Annotated in this window: 14 protein-coding genes; 6 read left to right on the plus strand and 8 right to left on the minus strand. The window is 48.5% G+C overall.

Annotated features, from left to right (window positions below):
- Nucleotides 1-185: 185 nt before the first annotated feature.
- Entirely contained in the window at nucleotides 186-734 is a 549-nt protein-coding gene (locus C9J01_RS12455; RefSeq protein ID WP_107298483.1) for a regulatory protein ToxS, read from the minus strand.
- A complete protein-coding gene (locus tag C9J01_RS12460; RefSeq protein WP_107298484.1) occupies nucleotides 725-1,591 on the minus strand; it encodes a winged helix-turn-helix domain-containing protein in 867 nt (288 codons plus the stop codon). The genes C9J01_RS12455 and C9J01_RS12460 overlap by 10 nt, the downstream gene beginning before the upstream one ends.
- A 234-nt stretch (nucleotides 1,592-1,825) precedes the next feature.
- On the opposite strand from C9J01_RS12460, the gene htpG reads away from it, so the two are divergent.
- The 4 genes from htpG (at nucleotide 1,826) to C9J01_RS12480 (ending at nucleotide 7,184) form a co-directional block, all read left to right on the plus strand.
- Nucleotides 1,826-3,724 (plus strand): molecular chaperone HtpG, encoded by a 1,899-nt coding sequence (gene htpG / locus C9J01_RS12465; protein ID WP_107298485.1) that lies wholly within the window; start codon nucleotides 1,826-1,828, stop codon nucleotides 3,722-3,724.
- 183 nt (nucleotides 3,725-3,907) lie between these two features.
- The gene (gene adk / locus C9J01_RS12470; protein WP_107298486.1) at nucleotides 3,908-4,552 is read left to right on the plus strand and encodes an adenylate kinase; all 645 of its coding nucleotides are present in this window, start codon (nucleotides 3,908-3,910) and stop codon (nucleotides 4,550-4,552) included.
- A 168-nt stretch (nucleotides 4,553-4,720) separates the two neighbouring features.
- Complete coding sequence (gene hemH / locus C9J01_RS12475; RefSeq protein WP_107298487.1) at nucleotides 4,721-5,716, plus strand: ferrochelatase; 996 nt, start codon at nucleotides 4,721-4,723, stop codon at nucleotides 5,714-5,716.
- Nucleotides 5,717-5,879: 163 nt separating this feature from the next.
- A complete protein-coding gene (locus C9J01_RS12480; RefSeq protein ID WP_107298488.1) occupies nucleotides 5,880-7,184 on the plus strand; it encodes an inosine/guanosine kinase in 1,305 nt (434 codons plus the stop codon).
- A gap of 74 nt (nucleotides 7,185-7,258) precedes the next feature.
- On the opposite strand, the gene asnB is transcribed toward C9J01_RS12480, so the two are convergent.
- The 5 genes from asnB to nagB all read right to left on the minus strand — a co-directional run bounded on the left by asnB (nucleotide 7,259) and on the right by nagB (nucleotide 14,263).
- Nucleotides 7,259-8,941, minus strand: a complete 1,683-nt coding sequence (asnB, locus tag C9J01_RS12485; protein ID WP_107298489.1) for an asparagine synthase B — start codon at nucleotides 8,939-8,941, stop codon at nucleotides 7,259-7,261.
- A gap of 348 nt (nucleotides 8,942-9,289) precedes the next feature.
- Nucleotides 9,290-10,876 carry a cation:proton antiporter family protein gene (locus C9J01_RS12490; RefSeq protein ID WP_107298490.1) on the minus strand — a complete coding sequence of 529 codons (1,587 nt, stop codon included), beginning with the start codon at nucleotides 10,874-10,876 and terminating at the stop codon, nucleotides 9,290-9,292.
- 218 nt (nucleotides 10,877-11,094) lie between these two features.
- The gene (gene nagC / locus C9J01_RS12495) at nucleotides 11,095-12,309 is read right to left on the minus strand and encodes a DNA-binding transcriptional regulator NagC (protein ID WP_107298491.1); all 1,215 of its coding nucleotides are present in this window, start codon (nucleotides 12,307-12,309) and stop codon (nucleotides 11,095-11,097) included.
- 2 nt (nucleotides 12,310-12,311) lie between these two features.
- The gene (nagA, locus tag C9J01_RS12500; RefSeq protein ID WP_107298492.1) at nucleotides 12,312-13,448 is read right to left on the minus strand and encodes an N-acetylglucosamine-6-phosphate deacetylase; all 1,137 of its coding nucleotides are present in this window, start codon (nucleotides 13,446-13,448) and stop codon (nucleotides 12,312-12,314) included.
- A gap of 14 nt (nucleotides 13,449-13,462) precedes the next feature.
- Nucleotides 13,463-14,263, minus strand: a complete 801-nt coding sequence (gene nagB / locus C9J01_RS12505) for a glucosamine-6-phosphate deaminase (RefSeq protein ID WP_107298493.1) — start codon at nucleotides 14,261-14,263, stop codon at nucleotides 13,463-13,465.
- A gap of 256 nt (nucleotides 14,264-14,519) precedes the next feature.
- Here nagB and nagE point away from each other — a divergent pair, with 256 nt between their 5' ends.
- Nucleotides 14,520-16,010 carry an N-acetylglucosamine-specific PTS transporter subunit IIBC gene (nagE, locus tag C9J01_RS12510; RefSeq protein ID WP_107298494.1) on the plus strand — a complete coding sequence of 497 codons (1,491 nt, stop codon included), beginning with the start codon at nucleotides 14,520-14,522 and terminating at the stop codon, nucleotides 16,008-16,010.
- A 191-nt stretch (nucleotides 16,011-16,201) separates the two neighbouring features.
- Nucleotides 16,202-17,866 (plus strand): glutamine--tRNA ligase, encoded by a 1,665-nt coding sequence (gene glnS / locus C9J01_RS12515; protein WP_107298495.1) that lies wholly within the window; start codon nucleotides 16,202-16,204, stop codon nucleotides 17,864-17,866.
- A gap of 139 nt (nucleotides 17,867-18,005) precedes the next feature.
- Here the strand turns inward: glnS and fur are convergent, their stop codons facing one another.
- The gene (gene fur, locus C9J01_RS12520; protein WP_107298496.1) at nucleotides 18,006-18,452 is read right to left on the minus strand and encodes a ferric iron uptake transcriptional regulator; all 447 of its coding nucleotides are present in this window, start codon (nucleotides 18,450-18,452) and stop codon (nucleotides 18,006-18,008) included.
- Between the last annotated feature and the right edge of the window lie 2 nt (nucleotides 18,453-18,454).

Consider the following 18,454-nt stretch of genomic DNA (forward strand, 5'->3'; position numbering starts at 1 on the left):
ACAGCACCACAGCACCACAGCACCACAGCACCACAGCACCACAGCACCACAGCACCACAGCACCACAGCACCACAGCACCACAGCACCACAGCACCACAGCACCACAGCACCACAGCACCGATTTGTTATAAAAAAACCGCCCATTTCTGAGCGGTTTGATTAACTCTAGCGTCGAATACTTAACTTACAGCGAATACAGGATGTGCGAACCGTAAGACAAACTGGTCAGCAGGATGGTCTTCTCATCAATGATGTCCATACGGCGGCTTTGTTGGGCATCCATACGGTAGATCTGGTTGATGATCTTCAGGTGCTCAGGCTTGAAGTCCTCATTGGTGCCGGAAGTGATATCTTTAAACTCTCTCGGCTCGGTTAGCAGGTACTTACCACTGACATCCCAACTGCCAGATTCCGAAATATGAATCGTTAACGGCTGGTCATTATCGCTGAATAACCTCATCAAGGTGATACGCGAATATGTCTTATTCGGGAGGTAAACCACATGGCTAGTTTGCTCGACACGACGCAGCATACCGAGTTGTTCCAGTTCAGTTTCCTCAATACGGCTGACGGTTCTCGATTGCCACTCACGGGAGATCAGCAACTGTTCTTGTTTGTAGTCACTTGAAAAATAAAGCCAAGCACTGAACATGACAGATAGGCCAAGAAGGATGAATGCCCAATATTTGAAGATAAAGTGCTTGATTGACTGCTTGTGGGTATTTACTGACATATCGCGATATTGTCCTTGTGGCTAGTCAACAAACGAAGGGTGACATTCTCGGCGGGTTTATCATACGAGTGGACGTAGTTAACCCAAAGCTGGGAGTTTTGACCGCCGGATACAATCACCTCCATTGGGCGTTTATTATCTGAGTGGAAATCCAGATAACTTTCAACACACTGGGTGATCATACCTTCCCATTGGCCAAGGGGCGGGTGATTGGCAGGGATCAAGACTGGGACATCATCAACGACAGTGAATTGATCGAATGCGGCAGACTTAGGTGGCACGCTTAAGTTCACTATCACCGGTAGTAACAGAGCAATCAAAACTAACAAACCAGAAATAGCCGCCATCGGTAGCGGGCGTTTCTTAGCTTGAGGCTGTGGAGTTGGCGTATAGGTTTTAGGTGGTGTCGTTTGCTGGCTGTGTTCGAACAGCTCGCGTTCAACCTCTGACGGCTCATCTAATTTCTCAGCAAGTGCTTCGGCTTGCTCAGCACTAGCTGACGAGGCAATTTCTGACAAGGATTCAACCATCGCGATCATCTGGTAACCGCGCTTAGGTACGGTTTTGATGAACTCAGGTGACTTGGTGGAGTCTTTGAGTGCTTTACGCAGGGTAGAAATTGCCTGGGTCAGGCTCGAATCATCAACCTCAAAACCCTGCTCACGCCAGACAAAATCATGCAGGCGGGTACGGGTAATGATGGCTCCTGGGTCTTCAATGAGTAAGCTTAATGCTCGACTTTCGTTACTACCTAGTCGGGTAAGCTCATCATTTTCGTGTTGGTCAATTAAGCTGTTGTCGTATGGGTCAAACAAAAAGCGTTGACCAATTAGGAATTTACTTTCTAATTTATTCATTTTTAGCACCAAGGGTACACTATCTGCGCATATAATACGCACCAACCCTGAATCTCTTCTGAATATAAAAATTATAAAAAATGGCTCTGAAAAAATATCAAAAACATAAAACGTGTATTTTAGGTTGAAAACGCTACGTTTGACCATATGTATATAGGGAAATGTAAAGGGTAGCTGCAAGAGGCGGCTGTTTTAGATCCCCGAATGTTTATTGATACAAGTTTCGGAGTTGAAATGAGCGAACAAACTATCCACAACAATAAGGAAACCCGTGGTTTTCAGTCTGAGGTGAAGCAACTGTTGCAACTGATGATCCATTCTTTGTATTCCAACAAAGAGATCTTTTTGCGCGAGTTGATTTCAAATGCGTCCGATGCCGCCGACAAGCTGCGCTTCCGTGCGTTGTCTCAGCCAGACTTGTATGAAAATGATGCCGAGCTGGGTGTGAAGCTGTCTTTCAATGAGCAGGCTGGCACATTGACTATCAGTGACAACGGCATTGGTATGACCCGGGATGATGTGATTGAGCATTTGGGTACTATTGCCAAATCCGGTACTAAAGATTTCTTTGCCAAGTTAAGCGAAGATGAATCAAAAGACTCCCAGCTGATCGGCCAATTCGGTGTCGGCTTCTACTCGGCCTTTATCGTAGCGGACTCTGTGACCGTTAATACCCGTGCTGCTGGTGTTGCAGCGGATCAGGCGGTTTCATGGCAGTCAGGTGGCGAGGGTGATTACACGGTTGAAGATATCGAGAAAGAAAGCCGTGGTACTGACATTGTTCTTCACCTGCGTGAAGAAGAAAAAGAATTTCTAAGCGAGCACCGCCTGCGTGACATCATCGGTAAATACTCTGACCATATCGGTATCCCGGTTCATATCCAGACCGTAGTGCGAGATGAAGAAGGTAAAGAGACTGGCCGTAAGTGGGAGCAGATCAACAAGGCCCAAGCGCTTTGGACCCGCAATAAGTCAGACATTACCGAAGAGGAATACCAAGAGTTCTACAAGCATGTCTCCCATGACTTTGCTGAGCCACTGACATGGAGCCATAACCGTGTCGAAGGTAAGCAGGACTACACGAGCTTGCTATACATCCCGTCTAAGGCGCCATGGGATTTGTACAACCGTGACAGCAAGCACGGCTTGAAGCTTTACGTTCAGCGCGTCTTTATTATGGACGATGCCGAGCAGTTCATGCCGTCATACCTGCGCTTTATGCGTGGCCTGATTGACTCTAATGATCTGCCACTGAACGTTTCGCGTGAAATTCTGCAGGACAACAAGGTGACCCAGTCATTGCGTAAAGCATGTACTAAACGTGCTTTGACCATGATGGAACGCTTGGCGAACAATGATGCCGAGAAATACCAGACCCTATGGAATGAATTTGGCCAGGTATTAAAAGAAGGCCCGGTTGAAGATTTCGCCAACCGCGAGAAAATTGCCAAGCTGCTTCGCTTTAGCTCAACCCATGCCGAGACTGTTGAACAAACGGTATCACTGGCTGGTTACATCGAGCGAATGAAAGAAGGCCAGGACAAGATCTACTTCCTGACGGCCGACAGCTTCAGCGCGGCGAAAAATAGCCCGCACCTTGAACAGTTCCGTACTAAAGGCCTTGAAGTGCTGCTGATGCACGACCGCATTGACGAATGGTTGATGGGCCATCTGCCAGAGTTCGATGGCAAGCAGTTCCAAGCCATCACCAAAGCGGACCTTGACCTTTCTGCGTTTGAGCAGGAAGAAGAGAAAGAGAAGCGTAAGGAAACGGAAGAAGCCTTCCAATCTGTGGTTGAGCGTACCAAGTCCTACCTTGGCGAGCGTGTGAAAGATGTGCGCACTACGTTCAAGCTTAAGGACACCCCTGCGGTTGTGGTGACCGACGAGAATGAGATGGGCACCCAGATGGCGAAACTGCTGGCTGCGGCTGGCCATGACGCACCTGAAGTCCAGTACATTTTCGAGCTGAACCCTGAGCACCCATTGGTGAGCAAGATGGCCGATGAAGCGGATGAAGAAACCTTTGGCCGCTGGGTGGAAATGCTACTGGGCCAAGCCATGCTTGCCGAGAAGGGAAGTATGGACGATCCGTCCCAGTTCCTTGCTGCTGTCAACAAACTGCTGGTATAACGGCTGAATATACCGAACCGGGGCAGGGTAGGACTAAGGTCTAATCGCCTGCTACCGGTGTCAAATTGTATTCTGATACAGCATGTAATCGCTGCCCAGTCAGGGACTGGGCTTGCGACTGCGGCGTAATCAGTGTATTTTTCACTTCTTTGAAAACTCCATTCAAATCTAAAGGGGAACAAGATGCGCATCATTCTTCTGGGCGCTCCAGGTGCAGGTAAAGGTACTCAGGCACAATTCATCATGGAGAAATTTGGTATTCCACAAATCTCTACTGGTGACATGCTACGTGCAGCAATCAAGGCAGGTACTGAGCTAGGTAAACAAGCGAAATCCGTCATTGATGCTGGCCAGCTTGTGTCAGACGACATCATCCTTGGTCTGGTTAAAGAGCGTATTGCTGAAGACGACTGTGCAAAAGGCTTCCTGCTTGACGGCTTCCCACGCACGATCCCTCAGGCTGACGGTCTGAAAGAAATCGGCGTTGACGTTGACTACGTGATCGAGTTCGACGTAGCTGACGATGTGATCGTTGAGCGTATGGCTGGCCGTCGTGCCCACCTAGCTTCTGGCCGTACTTACCACACAGTTTACAACCCGCCTAAGGTTGAAGGTAAAGACGACGTAACAGGTGAAGATCTTGTTGTTCGTGATGACGACAAAGAAGAAACAGTACGTGCTCGCCTAGGTGTATACCACGAGCAGACTGCACCTTTGATTGCTTACTACAACAAAGAAGCAGACGCAGGCAACACTAAGTACCTGAAATTCGACGGTACTCAGCCAGTAGCCGCTGTAAGCGCAGAGCTGGAAAAAGCACTGGCTTAATTGCAAGCTGCTTAGCAAGTTCAGAGACGGGTTGGCCATTAGGTCAGCCCGTTTTTTTATGTGGCAGAAAAATGATCCAAATAATGTCGCATGTGGTATAACCGACTGAAAAGAAAACTGATACAGTTATATCTATTGACCAAAACCGCTGTAAGCGTGAAGGATGATATGAGCGAGCAAAACATCAATAACAATAACCAGACCCGCCCGTATGGGGTGCTGCTAGTGAATCTAGGTACGCCTGATGAAGCAACGCCGGCAGGAGTAAAACGCTTCCTGTCCGATTTCCTCCATGATCACCGTGTCGTTGATATGAACCGTTGGCTTTGGTGTCCGATCCTCCATGGTGCTATTTTGCCAATCCGCTCTCCGAAGGTCGCGAAATTGTACCAGTCGGTCTGGATGGATGGAGGTTCACCGCTGATGGTGTACTCAAGACGTCAGCAGCAGGCGTTGACCGAAAAGTTGGGTGTACCGGTAGAGTTGGGGATGACCTATGGTAGCCCAGCGATTGTTGATGGCCTTGATGCATTGAAAAAACAGGGTTGCGAACGTGTGCTGGTATTGCCTTTGTACCCGCAGTACTCACGTACTACGACGGCAGCAGTTTTTGACAAGGTGGCCAAAGTGCTGAAGGCGAGGGCGGATATTCCTGAACTGCGTTTTGTGAACCACTATTACGATCATCCTGACTACATTTCTGCACTGGCTGAGTCAGTGAATGACTTTTGGCAGCAGAACGGAAAAGCCGATTATTTGCTGTGCTCTTACCACGGTATTCCGAAACGTTATGCTGATAATGGCGATCCGTATCCTGAACATTGTAATGGCACCACGGCGCTGCTGGCTGAACAACTCGATATGCCACGGGAGAACATGAGCATGAGCTACCAGTCCATTTTTGGCCGGGAAGAATGGCTCAAGCCTTATACCGAGGGTACGATCCGAGAGTTGGCCCAGAAAGGGGTCAAACGCCTTGATGTGATTTGCCCAGCATTTTCAGTGGACTGTTTAGAGACGTTGGAAGAAATTGCCGAAGGTTGTAAAGAGGTCTTTCTTGAAGCGGGCGGCGAGAGCTTTAACTTGATCCCATGCCTGAATGATAACCCGGCCCATATCGACTTGATGGCTTCACTTGTGCAGCAGCACAGCCAAGGTTGGTAGTTCCTACCCCTACAGGAATAGGGTGTCGATATTGATGAACACCCTGTATGGGAATCTTGCCTGATTGACGATGGAGCTCTCACATTCTGTGAGAGCTTTTTCTTTTTTGTTCTATATTCTGTGATAGAATTCGCAAAAATTTCTCAACAGACAGCTCATTGACATGAAATTTCCAGGCCAACGTAAATCCAAGCATTACTTCCCGGTCCATGCACGTGATCCTCTTCTTAGTCAAACTAAGCAAGATAAGCGACTAACACGCACGCATATTGTTGGTATTGACCAGACTTTGGTTGATATTGAAGCCTGCGTTGAAGATGAATTCCTGGAACGCTATGAGCTAAGTAAAGGCCACTCGCTGGTTATCTCCGATGAGAAAGCGGAAGCGCTTTACCGCGAGCTAAAAGAAAAAGAACTGATCAGCCACGAGTTCGCTGGTGGCACAATCGGTAATACCCTTCACAACTATTCTGTGCTGGCTGATGATAAATCAGTACTGCTGGGTGTGATGAGTAAAGATATCGAAATCGGCAGTTACGCTTACCGTTATCTTTGCAACACCTCAAGCCGCATGGATATGAACCACCTGCAACCAGTAAATGGTCCAATTGGCCGCTGTTTTGCCCTGATCTCTAAAGAAGGCGAGCGTACTTTCGCTATCAACGAAGGTCGTATGAACCAGCTTGAGCCAAGCAGTATCCCTGAAGATGTGTTTAAGCGTGCTTCTGCGCTGGTACTGACGGCTTACTTGGTACGTTGTAAAGATGGCGACCCAATGCCAGCAGCAACCATGCAGGCGATTGAATACGCGAAAAAGCACGATGTACCCGTTGTTCTGACTCTGGGCACCAAGTTTGTGATCGAAGATGATCCACAGTGGTGGCGTGATTTCCTACGCGATCATGTAACCGTGGTTGCGATGAACGAAGATGAAGCAGAAGCACTGACCGGTGAATCTGACCCATTGATTGCCTCTGAAAAGACCCTTGAGTGGGTTGACTTGGTACTGTGTACTGCTGGTCCTGTCGGCCTTTACACTGCAGGCTTCACTGAAGATGAAGCCAAGCGTGAAACTAGCTTGCCTCTTCTTCCGGGTGAAATCCCAGAGTTCAACCGCTATGAGTTTAGCCGCCCGATGCTGAAATCAGAGTGCCAGAACCCAATCAAAGTGTACTCTCACATTGCCCCTTACATGGGTGGTCCTGAGCGTATCAAGAATACCAATGGTGCTGGCGATGGCGCACTGTCTGCACTGCTGCACGACATGTCAGCCAACCGCTACCACAAAGAGAACGTACCGAAATCAAGCAAGCACCAGTTTGACTTCTTGACTTACTCGTCGTTCTCACAGATCTGTCTGTACTCGAACCGAGTGAGCTATGAAGTGCTGGCTCAGCACTCGCCTCGTCTGTCCCGCGGCCTACCGGAGCGTGAAGACAGCTTGGAAGAAGCATACTGGGAACGTTAATCGACTTTCTTGGTTGATAATAAAAAACCGCCGATATCGGCGGTTTTTTGTTTTCGCGATTAGTTGATTAGCTATTAAGCTTGGGTTTTTGCATCGTAGGCTTCGTTGTGTACGGCAGCGACTGCACGGCCTGATGGATCCGCGCTGTTCTTGAAGCTCTCGTCCCACTCAATTGCCTTGGCACTTGAACAAGCGATAGACGGGCCGCCCGGAACACATTTCGCCGCATCTTCCAACGGGAACAACTCTTCGAAGATCTCACGGTACGCGTAACCTTCTTTAGTCGTTGGTGTGTTGTATGGGAAGCGGAATTTCGCCGTTTCAAGCTGCTGGTCTGACACTTTGGCTTCTGCTACTTCTTTCAAGGTATCAATCCAGCTGTAGCCTACGCCGTCCGAGAACTGCTCTTTCTGGCGCCAAGCGACAGATTCTGGTAGGTAGTGGCCGAAGCACTCACGGACAATATGCTTCTCCATCTTGCCGTTGCCACACATCTTGTCCTCAGGGTTCAGGCGCATAGCGACTTCCAAGAACTCTTTGTCTAGGAATGGTACGCGAGCCTCGATCCCCCATGCTGCCATCGACTTGTTGGCACGAGCACAGTCAAACATGTTCAGAGCCAATAGCTTACGGACGGTCTCTTCGTGGAATTCTTTGGCGTTTGGCGCTTTGTGGAAGTACAGGTAGCCGCCGAAGACTTCATCGGCACCTTCGCCTGATAGTACCATCTTAATGCCCATAGCGCGGATTTTACGCGCCATCAGGTACATAGGTGTCGATGCACGGATAGTTGTCACATCGTAGGTCTCGATGTGGTAAATCACATCACGGATGGCATCCAGACCTTCCTGAATGGTGTAAGTCAGTTCGTGGTGAACGGTACCGATACTGTCAGCAACCTCTTTGGCCGCTTTTAGATCCGGTGCACCTTCCAAACCGATGGCAAAGGAGTGCAGGGTTGGCCACCACGCATCAGACTCTTCGTTGTCTTCGATACGGCGGGCAGCAAACTTCTTGGTGATCGCTGAGATCACAGATGAGTCCAAGCCACCAGAAAGAAGCACACCATAAGGCACGTCTGTCATCAGTTGGCGTTTAACCGCGCTTTCCAGTGCATCGGTTAGGGCGACTTTGTCTGTTTTGGCTTCAGCAACAGCATCAAACTCCATCCAATCGCGCTTGTAGTAGCGGGTTGGTTCGCCAGCCTTGCTCCATAGGAAGTGGCCAGGAGGGAATTCGCTGATTGTCTTACACACTGGGACCAGTGACTTCATCTCTGAAGCAACGTAGTAGTTACCGTGCTCATCGTAGCCATGGTAAAGCGGGATGATACCGATATGGTCGCGGCCAATTAGGTAGGCATCTTCCTGCTCATCGTAAAGAATAAAGCCGAAAATACCGTTCAGGTAATCAAGCAGTTCTGGGCCTTTCTCTTTGTATAGCGCCAGGATAATTTCACAATCAGATTCTGTCTGGAATGGGTAATCCGGTGCGAATTCAGCACGCAGTTCTTTGTGGTTGTAGATCTCGCCGTTTACAGCAAGGGCATGTGTTTTGTCTGCATTGTACAGAGGCTGCTCACCGCTGTTCAGGTCGACGATTGCCAGACGCTCGTGAACCAGAATGGCTTTCTCTGATGAATAAATACCAGACCAGTCTGGGCCGCGGTGGCGCATTTTTTTAGACATTTCCAATGCAGTGTGACGCAATGCGGCTGCATCACTTTTGATGTCTAGGATCCCAAATACTGAACACATACTTCCTACCCCAAATTTAACTAATGTTGCTATCCATGAAAATTGTCGGAATCAGCGTGGCGGTGAAGATAACCTGTTGTGTTGGTTTGTTTCTTCTATGCGTTAGCACTTTGTTATGTGCTAGGCAGATCTCGGCCACGTCAGTGCTGTCCTTTCGTTAATTGTTAAAATTGCGTATTCGATAATAAATTGCAACCATCAATTTCAAATCAATAAACAAAAAGAGCTCTTACTGAATAAAATTTAAAATTATTGAGATTAACCGAATAAAAGTTAAAGGTGGGTGATATTTTGCGCATAAAAACAAACGGCAGCCGAAGCTGCCGTTTGATGTAGAAGGAGAGAAAATTAGTTGGACTTAATTTGTGGCGTCAAATGTTCGCACACATGGCGGGCAAAGCCACTACCGGCCTCATGGTAGATATTGAAGGCAGCATCGACCCCCAGCGCTTTCAGCTCTTCCTCTTCATCTCCGTATTTGGCGATGGCGGCAATTTGGCCCTGATAGTTCCGTTCGCGGATTTGCTCGAGGGCAAAACTATTGGCCTGGCTATGTGGCATTGCCAGTAGGATCAGCTTGATATTCTGCTTGGAAATCACCCGAGCCCAGAAATCCGGGTCAGTCGCATCACCATGGATAACATGGCGCCCTTGCTCCCTGTGTAGTTCTACAGAGTCTTCACGGGCTTCGACACCAATGACGTTATTGCCATAGGTTTCTACCAGCTCGTCGTAGGCCCCGCTGCCGATACGGCCCATACCTAGGATAAGGACTTGCTTGTCACCCAAGTCAATCAACTTATCACTGGCATTGAGCTTCTCTGGCTCGAACTCTTTGAGCCATTTAGACGCGTCTTTGTACAGCTTGTGCCCCAAACTGTTGAGCGGTGCGGCAACCAGGAAGGAAAGCGATACCGCAATGGCAATGGCAACCAGGAAGCTACCAGGCAACATGCCCATCTTGTAGGCAAGGCCGCCGACAATCAGGCCGAATTCACTGTAGTTGAACAGGGTCAGGGTGCCGAGCAGGGAAGTACGGACCCGGTAGCGGAATAGGTTGAAGATAACGTAGTAAAGGATCCCTTTGAGCGGCAGCATTACCATCAGCAGCAAGGCCATCAGCAGGCCGTCGAGCGTCGGTTGCTCTGCCAAACCAATATTGAGGAAGAAGCAGACCAGCAGTAGCTCTTTGAAATTAAACAGTGATTTGGACATCTCAGATGACTTGGGATGCGCCGCAAGCATCATACCCATGATCAGTGCCCCGAGATCACCTTTCATGCCAACGAATTCAAACAATCCAGCGCCGGCGACCAGCGCAAGGAAAACGCCATAAAGCACCAGCATCTCGCCGTGCCCAGCCCGGTCGAGGATCTTGAACAGCGACGGGCGCAGCAGTGGCAGGGCAAATAACGCAAGGGCGGTTATTTCCGGGATCTTACCGGTTGAGACGGTCAGGAAGATCACCGCAAAGATGTCCTGCATGACCAAGATGCCGATAGCCAGAGTACCGTAGGTGGCATTGAGCTCGCCTTTTTCCTGCAGTGCTTTAATGGCAAATACGGTGCTGGAGAATGAAAGGGCAAATGCCATCAGCGCAAGTTGGGTAACGTCGAGATCGGCCATCATGCCTATGCCAAGCTGCTTTAAAATCAGCAGGGCAAGGGTGAACACCCCTGTGGTCAGTAGGTTGTGCAGGGTGGCCCCGCCCCAAATCTCTTTGGCGAGCAGGGTTTTGACATCAAGCTTGAGGCCGATGGTAAACAGCAGCAAGGTGACACCGAGATCGGCCAATGTCGATAATACTGGCGTCGATTCATAGCCTGCGGTATTGAGTGCAAAGCCTGCAACGAGAAAGCCCACAAGAGGGGGCAGTTTGCACCGGAGCGCAATAAAACCAGCCAGAAAGGCGGCGATGATATAGATAAGTTCCATGTTAGGCTGACGTTCCTTTATGGTTCTTCGCCAGGCCCAAAAGTGGATTAATGAAATGTGAGGACTGGCTGCTGGATAGGTACCTCTATCAGTAAGGGTACTTTATTGATGGGCGGAATATAACACAAAGGGCAGTCTCCTGTCTGGAGCCTGCCCTTAATATTTTGTAACAGGATGAATAACTTAGAAAGCTATTTCACACTCGTAATGTGGGTTGGTTACTCTTCCAACAAGCGCTGCAACAAGACACCGTTGAGCATCGCGCGTTTGATCATTGAGAAAGCGCCGATGGTTGGCTGGGTGTAAAGCTCTGATTCAACAATTGGCAGGTCCTTGTTAAAGGTCGACAAGGATTGGGTTTCCACACAGCGGCGGATAGCCGGGAAGATCACATCCTTGGCCTGAGTAATGTTACCCGCTACGATAATCTTCTGTGGGTTGAACAAGTTAATCGTCATTGCCAAGGCTTTGCCAAGTTGGTTGCCCACTTTGATCAGTGCTTGGCTGGCAAGTTCGTCACCCTTGTTGGCTGCTTCACAGATAGCAGGCATAGTGACATCTTCTAGTTCCTGCAGCGAACTCGGGTAGCCCTGATCTAGCAGTGCTTGAACATGGCGGATAATCGCCGGATCAGCTGCTACGGTCTCCAGACAGCCGAAGTTACCACACTGGCACTTGTCGCCCAACGGGTCGATCTGGATATGACCGATTTCACCGACATTGCGGTTATAGCCAAGGAAGACCTGACCATTGACGATGATACCCGCACCGGTACCGTGGTGGACACTGACAAGGATAGAGTCTTTACAGTCTTTGCTTGAGCCGAAGTAATGTTCCGCCAGCGCCAAACCGCGGATGTCATTGCCAACAAAGCAGGCAACGCCATATTTTTCGGTAATAATTTCTGAAAGTGGCAAATTGTCGACATCGATATGCGGCATGTACTCAACAACACCGCTCTCTGGGTCAATCAGGCCCGGCAGGGTAATGCCAAAGGCAACCAATTCGCGAAGCACGTTCTGGTTGTCTGCAATGAACTTGCGGATATGCTCCAGCAAACCGTCAATAAGCTCTTGCTGGTTGGAATAGTGGAAAGGATGCGCAGTACCGACAATGTGCTTGCCACTGAGATCGTAAATGGTTTGCTCGATGTAGTTTCGACCAAGTCGAATCGCAATCGAGTGGAAAGGCGCTGACTCAGTCGTCAGCGAAATTGCACGCCGGCCTCCGGTGGAAGCCTGCTGCGCGACCTCTTTGATCAGGCCGCGCTCCAGCAGTTGGCGGGTGATTTTAGTAACACTTGCAGGTGCAAGCTGACTGACATCAGCTACCTGAATTCGCGATATAGGGCCTTGCAAGTCGATGAGCCGGTAAACAGCTGCACTATTTAGCTGCTTTACCAGATCAACATTACCAATTTGTCCGCCTGTCATAGTTAATTCTGCTCGTATTCGCCGTTAACAACAGTCGCCCGAACCTTGTAGTCACGATCAAAAATAGCGAGGTTTGCTACCATGCCTTTTTTGATGGCGCCCAATTTCTGTTCAACGCCGATAGCGCGAGCAGGGTAGAGGGTTGCCATACGAATCGCTTCGTCCAGGGCGATACCTGCATGTTCGACACTATTTTGAACCGCTTCGATCATAGTTAGTGCCGAACCACCTAGTGTGCCATTCTCATCAACACACTTACCATCTCGGTAATATACTTTCTTGCCGACAAAAATAAAGTGATCAATGTCTGCTCCTGCAGGTGCAGTTGCATCGGTAACCAAAACAAGTTTGTCGCCTTTCATGCGGTGGGCCATGCGAACGTTGGCATAATCGACATGGAAACCGTCAGCAATCACACCGGTATAGACCTCAGGTGTGTCGTAGATAGCACCAACCATTCCCGGTTCGCGACCGGCAATTGGCGTCATCGCATTGAATAGGTGGGTAGCGAAAGTAATCCCTGAGGCAAAGCCTTTACGGGCTTCAACATAAGTCGCATTGGTGTGGCCAGCCGATACCACAATGCCGGCTTCAACCAATTGCTCGATGTGGCTATGGTCGTTTTGTTCCGGAGCCAAAGTCACTTTGGTCACCACATCGGCATTTTCGCAGATGGTGTTAATCATCTCGTTGTCAGAGCGACGGATGTGGTCAACAGAGTGGATACCTTTTTTCATCACATTTAGGTAAGGACCTTCAAGGTGCAAACCTAGCGAGTGATTGTTGTATTGACTCTGGTAGTCTCGCTCTGCAGCAATGGCCGCTTTCATATCTTCGTCTGAAGAGGTGATAAGCGTTGGTAGGAAGCTGGTGCAACCTGATTTAAGGTTGGCACGGTGCATGGTGTGGATGGTATCGGCGTTGATTTCGTCATTGAGCATGACACCACCACAACCATTCAGTTGTAGATCGATGAAGCCAGGGGTTAGGTTGGCACCATCAAGATCTCGGATTTCGATATCCGTAGGCAATTCTGAAACAGGGCAGACAGCGTGAATGTTCACGCCGTCAATAATGACGGCGTGGTTATTCAGCACATCGCTACCGGTGAAAATACGGCAGTTGGTTAGCGCGTACATGAATAACTCCTTAATTACAGGTGCTTGATGTTTTCAGCTTCTAGCTCTTGGAAGTACTTAACAGTCTTCACTTTTAGCTCTTGTGTAGATGGCTCATCACACACAATCAGAGATTTAGGGTGAAGCTGAAGCGCTGATACTGTCCATAGGTGGTTCACTGAACCTTCAACCGCGGCTTGCAGGGCAAGTGCTTTGTTATGGCCTGTTACCAGGATCATGATTTCCGCTGAATCAAGTAGTGTACCGACACCGATTGTTAGTGCGTATTTAGGTACCTGGTTGATATCGCCATCGAAGAAACGAGAGTTCGCGATACGGGTATCTTCAGTCAGCGTCTTGATACGGGTACGAGAGGCTAGCGAAGAAGCTGGCTCGTTGAATGCGATGTGACCGTCGTTGCCCACGCCACCCATGAATAGGTTAATTTTGCCGTATGACTTAATTTTGTCTTCGTAGCGCTGGCACTCAGCATCAACATCTTCTGCATTACCATTCAGCAGGTTGATGTTTTCTTCTTGAATATCAACGTGATTGAAGAAGTTGTTGTACATGAAGCTGCGGTATGACTCTGGGTGGTCAGCCGGGATACCGATGTATTCGTCCATGTTGAAGGTAACAACATGCTTGAAACTTACTTCACCTGCTTGATAAAGCTCAATAAGGCGCTTGTAAGTTGATAGCGGGGTGCCACCTGTTGGTAGGCCCAAGACAAAAGGACGTTCCGCTGTTGGCTCAAATTTGTTAATACGATCAGCAATATAGCGAGCTGACCACAAACCTACATCTTTAGCTTCATTCAGTGGGATTAGTCTCACAGTGACACCTCATTCCAAAATTAATTTACAGTTAAATCATAGCGTGATATCGCATTTGTTTTGCATGATAAAATAAGTTTTATGATCGAGCTAGCAAAATCGCCTGCTAAATGCTCTTACTGGTGACTGAGATCACAAATGATGACGTTTTAATTTGCGGGGCGAAATAAAATTCTTAAACTGCAAGTAACTTAATCGGGTAACTAAAATAAGTTATCCAACATCGAATCTAAGAAAACCATAGGGGGAACTAAGGGTGAACATTCTTGGATATTTTCAAAAAGTAGGTAAAGCACTGATGGTGCCGGTAGCCACGCTACCTGCAGCAGCAATTCTGATGGGTATTGGTTACTGGATTGATCCAAATGGCTGGGGTGCAAACAGTGCACTTGCTGCCTTCTTGATCAAAGCTGGTGCCGCAATCATCGATAACATGTCAGTACTGTTTGCAGTGGGTGTTGCTTACGGTATGTCAAAAGACAAGGACGGTGCAGCAGCACTATCTGGTTTCGTTGGTTTCCTCGTTGTTACTACTCTACTTTCTCCGGGCGCCGTTGCTCAGATTCAAGGTATTGACGCAAGCGCAGTACCAGCGGCCTTCGGTAAGATCAACAACCAGTTTGTCGGTATCCTAGTGGGTATTGTATCGGCTGAGATCTACAACCGCTTCTCACATGTTGAGCTGCACAAAGCGCTAGCATTCTTCTCTGGTAAGCGTCTTGTACCTATCTTGACTTCTTTTGCTGGTATCTTCATTGCATTCGTACTGATGTACGTGTGGCCTACAGTATACGGTGGCCTAGTATCATTCGGTGAAGGCATCCAAGGTATGGGTGAGCTAGGTGCTGGTATCTACGCATTCTTCAACCGTCTACTAATCCCAGTGGGTCTACACCACGCACTGAACTCTGTATTCTGGTTCGATGTAGCGGGCATTAACGACATCCCTAACTTCCTAGGCGGCGCGAAGTCAATTGCTGAAGGCGTTGCGACTCCAGGTGTAACAGGTATGTACCAGGCTGGTTTCTTCCCAATCATGATGTTTGGTCTACCAGGTGCAGCTCTAGCTATCTACCACACAGCTAAAGCGAAGAACAAAGAGAAAGTTGCTTCTATCATGATTGCAGCGGGTTTCGCATCATTCTTCACCGGTGTTACTGAGCCGCTAGAATTCTCATTCATGTTCCTAGCACCAGGCCTATACGTTCTTCACGCATTCCTAGCGGGTATCTCTGTATACATCGCGGCTTCAATGCAGTGGATTGCAGGTTTCGGCTTCTCTGCAGGTCTAGTTGATATGATTCTATCAACGCGTAACCCACTAGCAGTAAGCTGGTACATGCTGATTGTTCAGGGTCTAGTATTCTTCGGCCTTTACTACGCAATCTTCCGTACGGTTATCGTTAAGTTCAACCTGAAGACGCCTGGCCGTGAAGACGATGAAGAAACTTCTTCAGAAGTAGGTGGTTCTCAGGAAACTGGTGAGCTAGCTAAACAGTACATCGTTGCACTAGGTGGTGTATCTAACCTAGAAAACATCGATGCATGTATCACTCGCCTACGTCTAACTCTGAAAGACAGCAGCCTTGCTGATGAGAAGACGCTGAAAGCACTAGGTGCAATGGGTGTGGTTAAGCTAGGTTCAAACAACCTACAGGTTATCCTTGGCCCACTAGCTGAAATCGTGGCTGGCGAAATGAAGAAAGTATCGCCAAACGAAGACCTATCAGCGGTAAAACTGCCTTAATGGCTTAGCCCTAAGTCATCGTTAACGAACCTATCGGCCTCCATTTGGAGGCCGATTTTTATGAAGCCCCGTCATGTAGCGGGGTTTTTTTATTCATATCGACAAACAATGTACACTATTTGTTGAGTCGGCCCCTATATTTATGGATCATAGGGGACTTAAAAATCCTGTAAGCACACGAGGTGTAATTGATGAGTGAATCTGAAGCTCGTCCAACTAACTTTATCCGCCAGATCATTGATGCGGATTTAGCAAGTGGCAAACATACAAGCGTACATACCCGATTCCCGCCGGAGCCGAATGGCTACCTGCATATCGGCCATGCGAAATCTATTTGTTTGAACTTCGGTATTGCTCAGGACTATCAGGGCCAATGTAATCTTCGTTTCGATGATACTAACCCTGAGAAAGAAGACATCGAATACGTTGAGTCTATTAAGAACGATGTTAACTGGTTGGGCTTTGAGTGGAGCGGTGAGATTTGTTACTCATCGAACTACTTCGATAAGCTGTACGGGTTTGCTATTGAATTGATTAATAAAGGCTTAGCGTACGTTGATGAGCTAAGTCCAGAGCAAATGCGCGAATACCGTGGCACCCTTACCGAAGCCGGTAAGCACAGCCCATACCGTGATCGCAGCGTAGAAGAAAACCTTGAGCTGTTCGAAAAAATGAAGAACGGCGAAATTGAAGAAGGCAAGATGAGTCTTCGCGCGAAGATCGACATGGCTTCACCATTTATGGTGTTGCGTGATCCAGTGATCTACCGCGTACGCTTCGCAACTCACCATCAGACAGGTGACAAGTGGTGCATCTACCCGATGTATGACTTCACTCATTGTATTTCTGATGCGCTAGAAGGCATTACGCATTCTATCTGTACGCTTGAGTTTATGGATAACCGCCGTCTATATGACTGGGTGCTGGATAACATCACCATTGATTGCCAGCCGCGCCAGTACGAGTTCAGCCGCCTGAACCTTGAGTACACGGTTATGTCCAAGCGTAAGCTGAACCAACTAGTGACCGAGAACCTGGTCAGCGGTTGGGATGACCCACGTATGCCAACTATCTCTGGTCTGCGCCGCCGTGGCTTCACTTCTGCGTCAATCCGTGAGTTTTGTAAGCGCATCGGTGTGACCAAGCAAGATAACACCATCGAGATGAGCTCGCTGGAATCTTGTATCCGTGATGACCTGAACGAGAATGCACCGCGTGCAATGGCTGTTCTGGATCCGGTTAAGGTCGTGATCGAGAACTTCGATGGCGATGCTGAAATGCTTGACGTGGCTAACCACCCGAACAAGCCAGAGATGGGCAGTCGTCCAGTCCCGTTCACCCGTGAACTGTACATCGAGCGTGAAGACTTCCGCGAAGAAGCGAACAAGAAGTACAAGCGTCTGGTACTAGGCAAAGAAGTACGCCTACGTGGTGCCTACGTGATCAAGGCTGAGCGTGTTGAGAAAGACGAAGACGGTAACATTACCACTATCTTCTGTACTTACGATAACGAAACGCTAGGCAAGAACCCTACGGATGGTCGCAAGGTGAAAGGCGTGATCCACTGGGTTTCTGCAGAGCAGGGCATCCCAGCTGAAATCCGTCTATACGATCGCCTGTTCACGGTACCAAATCCTGGTGCTGCTGATGATTTCGTTTCTGTGATCAACCCTGAGTCACTGACTGTGATGAACGGTGTGGTTGAGCCATCATTGGTTGAAGCCGAAGCGGAGAAAGCGTTCCAGTTCGAGCGTATGGGCTACTTCTGTGCTGATAGCAAAGACTCTTCTAAAGAGAAGTTGGTCTTTAACCGCACTGTTGGCCTACGTGACACTTGGGCGAAAATTGGTGACTAAGCGTTAAGCTTCTCCAAGCCTAATATGAAAAAACCAGCCGGAAGGCTGGTTTTTTTATTGGTATACAACAACAAACGTTAAGCTGGATGAGTGGCCAAGTGTTGAGCTCCCGGCCTTATTGTTTTTTACTTGGGCTTAATTATTTCTTGTCGTGTAGTGTGCTGTCTTCCTGGCAGTTGCCTTCGGCACAGTGACCATAAAGGTACAGGCTGTGGTTGGTAAGGCGAACATTGAAGCTAGCAGCGATTTCTTTTTGGCGTTCTTCGATGATTTCATCAGAGAACTCAATAACTTTGCCACAATCTAGGCAGACTAGGTGATCATGGTGATGCTGTGTTGCCAACTCGAACACAGATTTTCCGCCTTCGAAGTGGTGACGTGTCACAATGCCGGCATCATCAAATTGGTTCAATACGCGGTATACCGTCGCCAAGCCAATTTCTTCACCGATATCGATTAGCTTCTTGTACAAGTCTTCAGCACTGATATGCTGGCAATCCGGCTGTTGTAGCACTTCCAGAATCTTTAGGCGTGGAAGGGTTACTTTCAGGCCAGCTTGTTTTAGTGCGTGATTGTTATCTGACATTG

Source organism: Photobacterium rosenbergii (assembly GCF_003026455.1).
Classification (GTDB): Bacteria; Pseudomonadota; Gammaproteobacteria; order Enterobacterales; family Vibrionaceae; genus Photobacterium; species Photobacterium rosenbergii.

What these genes read in the sequence shown, in the direction of transcription:
- C9J01_RS12480 (WP_107298488.1), top strand. Translation starts at nt 5,880, where the DNA reads ATGAAATTTCCAGGCCAACGTAAATCCAAGCATTACTTCCCGGTCCAT.
- glnS (WP_107298495.1), top strand. Translation starts at nt 16,202, where the DNA reads ATGAGTGAATCTGAAGCTCGTCCAACTAACTTTATCCGCCAGATCATT.
- nagC (WP_107298491.1), bottom strand. Translation starts at nt 12,309, where the DNA reads ATGACAGGCGGACAAATTGGTAATGTTGATCTGGTAAAGCAGCTAAAT.
- asnB (WP_107298489.1), bottom strand. Translation starts at nt 8,941, where the DNA reads ATGTGTTCAGTATTTGGGATCCTAGACATCAAAAGTGATGCAGCCGCA.
- nagA (WP_107298492.1), bottom strand. Translation starts at nt 13,448, where the DNA reads ATGTACGCGCTAACCAACTGCCGTATTTTCACCGGTAGCGATGTGCTG.
- fur (WP_107298496.1), bottom strand. Translation starts at nt 18,452, where the DNA reads ATGTCAGATAACAATCACGCACTAAAACAAGCTGGCCTGAAAGTAACC.
- C9J01_RS12455 (WP_107298483.1), bottom strand. Translation starts at nt 734, where the DNA reads ATGTCAGTAAATACCCACAAGCAGTCAATCAAGCACTTTATCTTCAAA.
- htpG (WP_107298485.1), top strand. Translation starts at nt 1,826, where the DNA reads ATGAGCGAACAAACTATCCACAACAATAAGGAAACCCGTGGTTTTCAG.
- C9J01_RS12460 (WP_107298484.1), bottom strand. Translation starts at nt 1,591, where the DNA reads ATGAATAAATTAGAAAGTAAATTCCTAATTGGTCAACGCTTTTTGTTT.
- hemH (WP_107298487.1), top strand. Translation starts at nt 4,721, where the DNA reads ATGAGCGAGCAAAACATCAATAACAATAACCAGACCCGCCCGTATGGG.
- C9J01_RS12490 (WP_107298490.1), bottom strand. Translation starts at nt 10,876, where the DNA reads ATGGAACTTATCTATATCATCGCCGCCTTTCTGGCTGGTTTTATTGCG.
- adk (WP_107298486.1), top strand. Translation starts at nt 3,908, where the DNA reads ATGCGCATCATTCTTCTGGGCGCTCCAGGTGCAGGTAAAGGTACTCAG.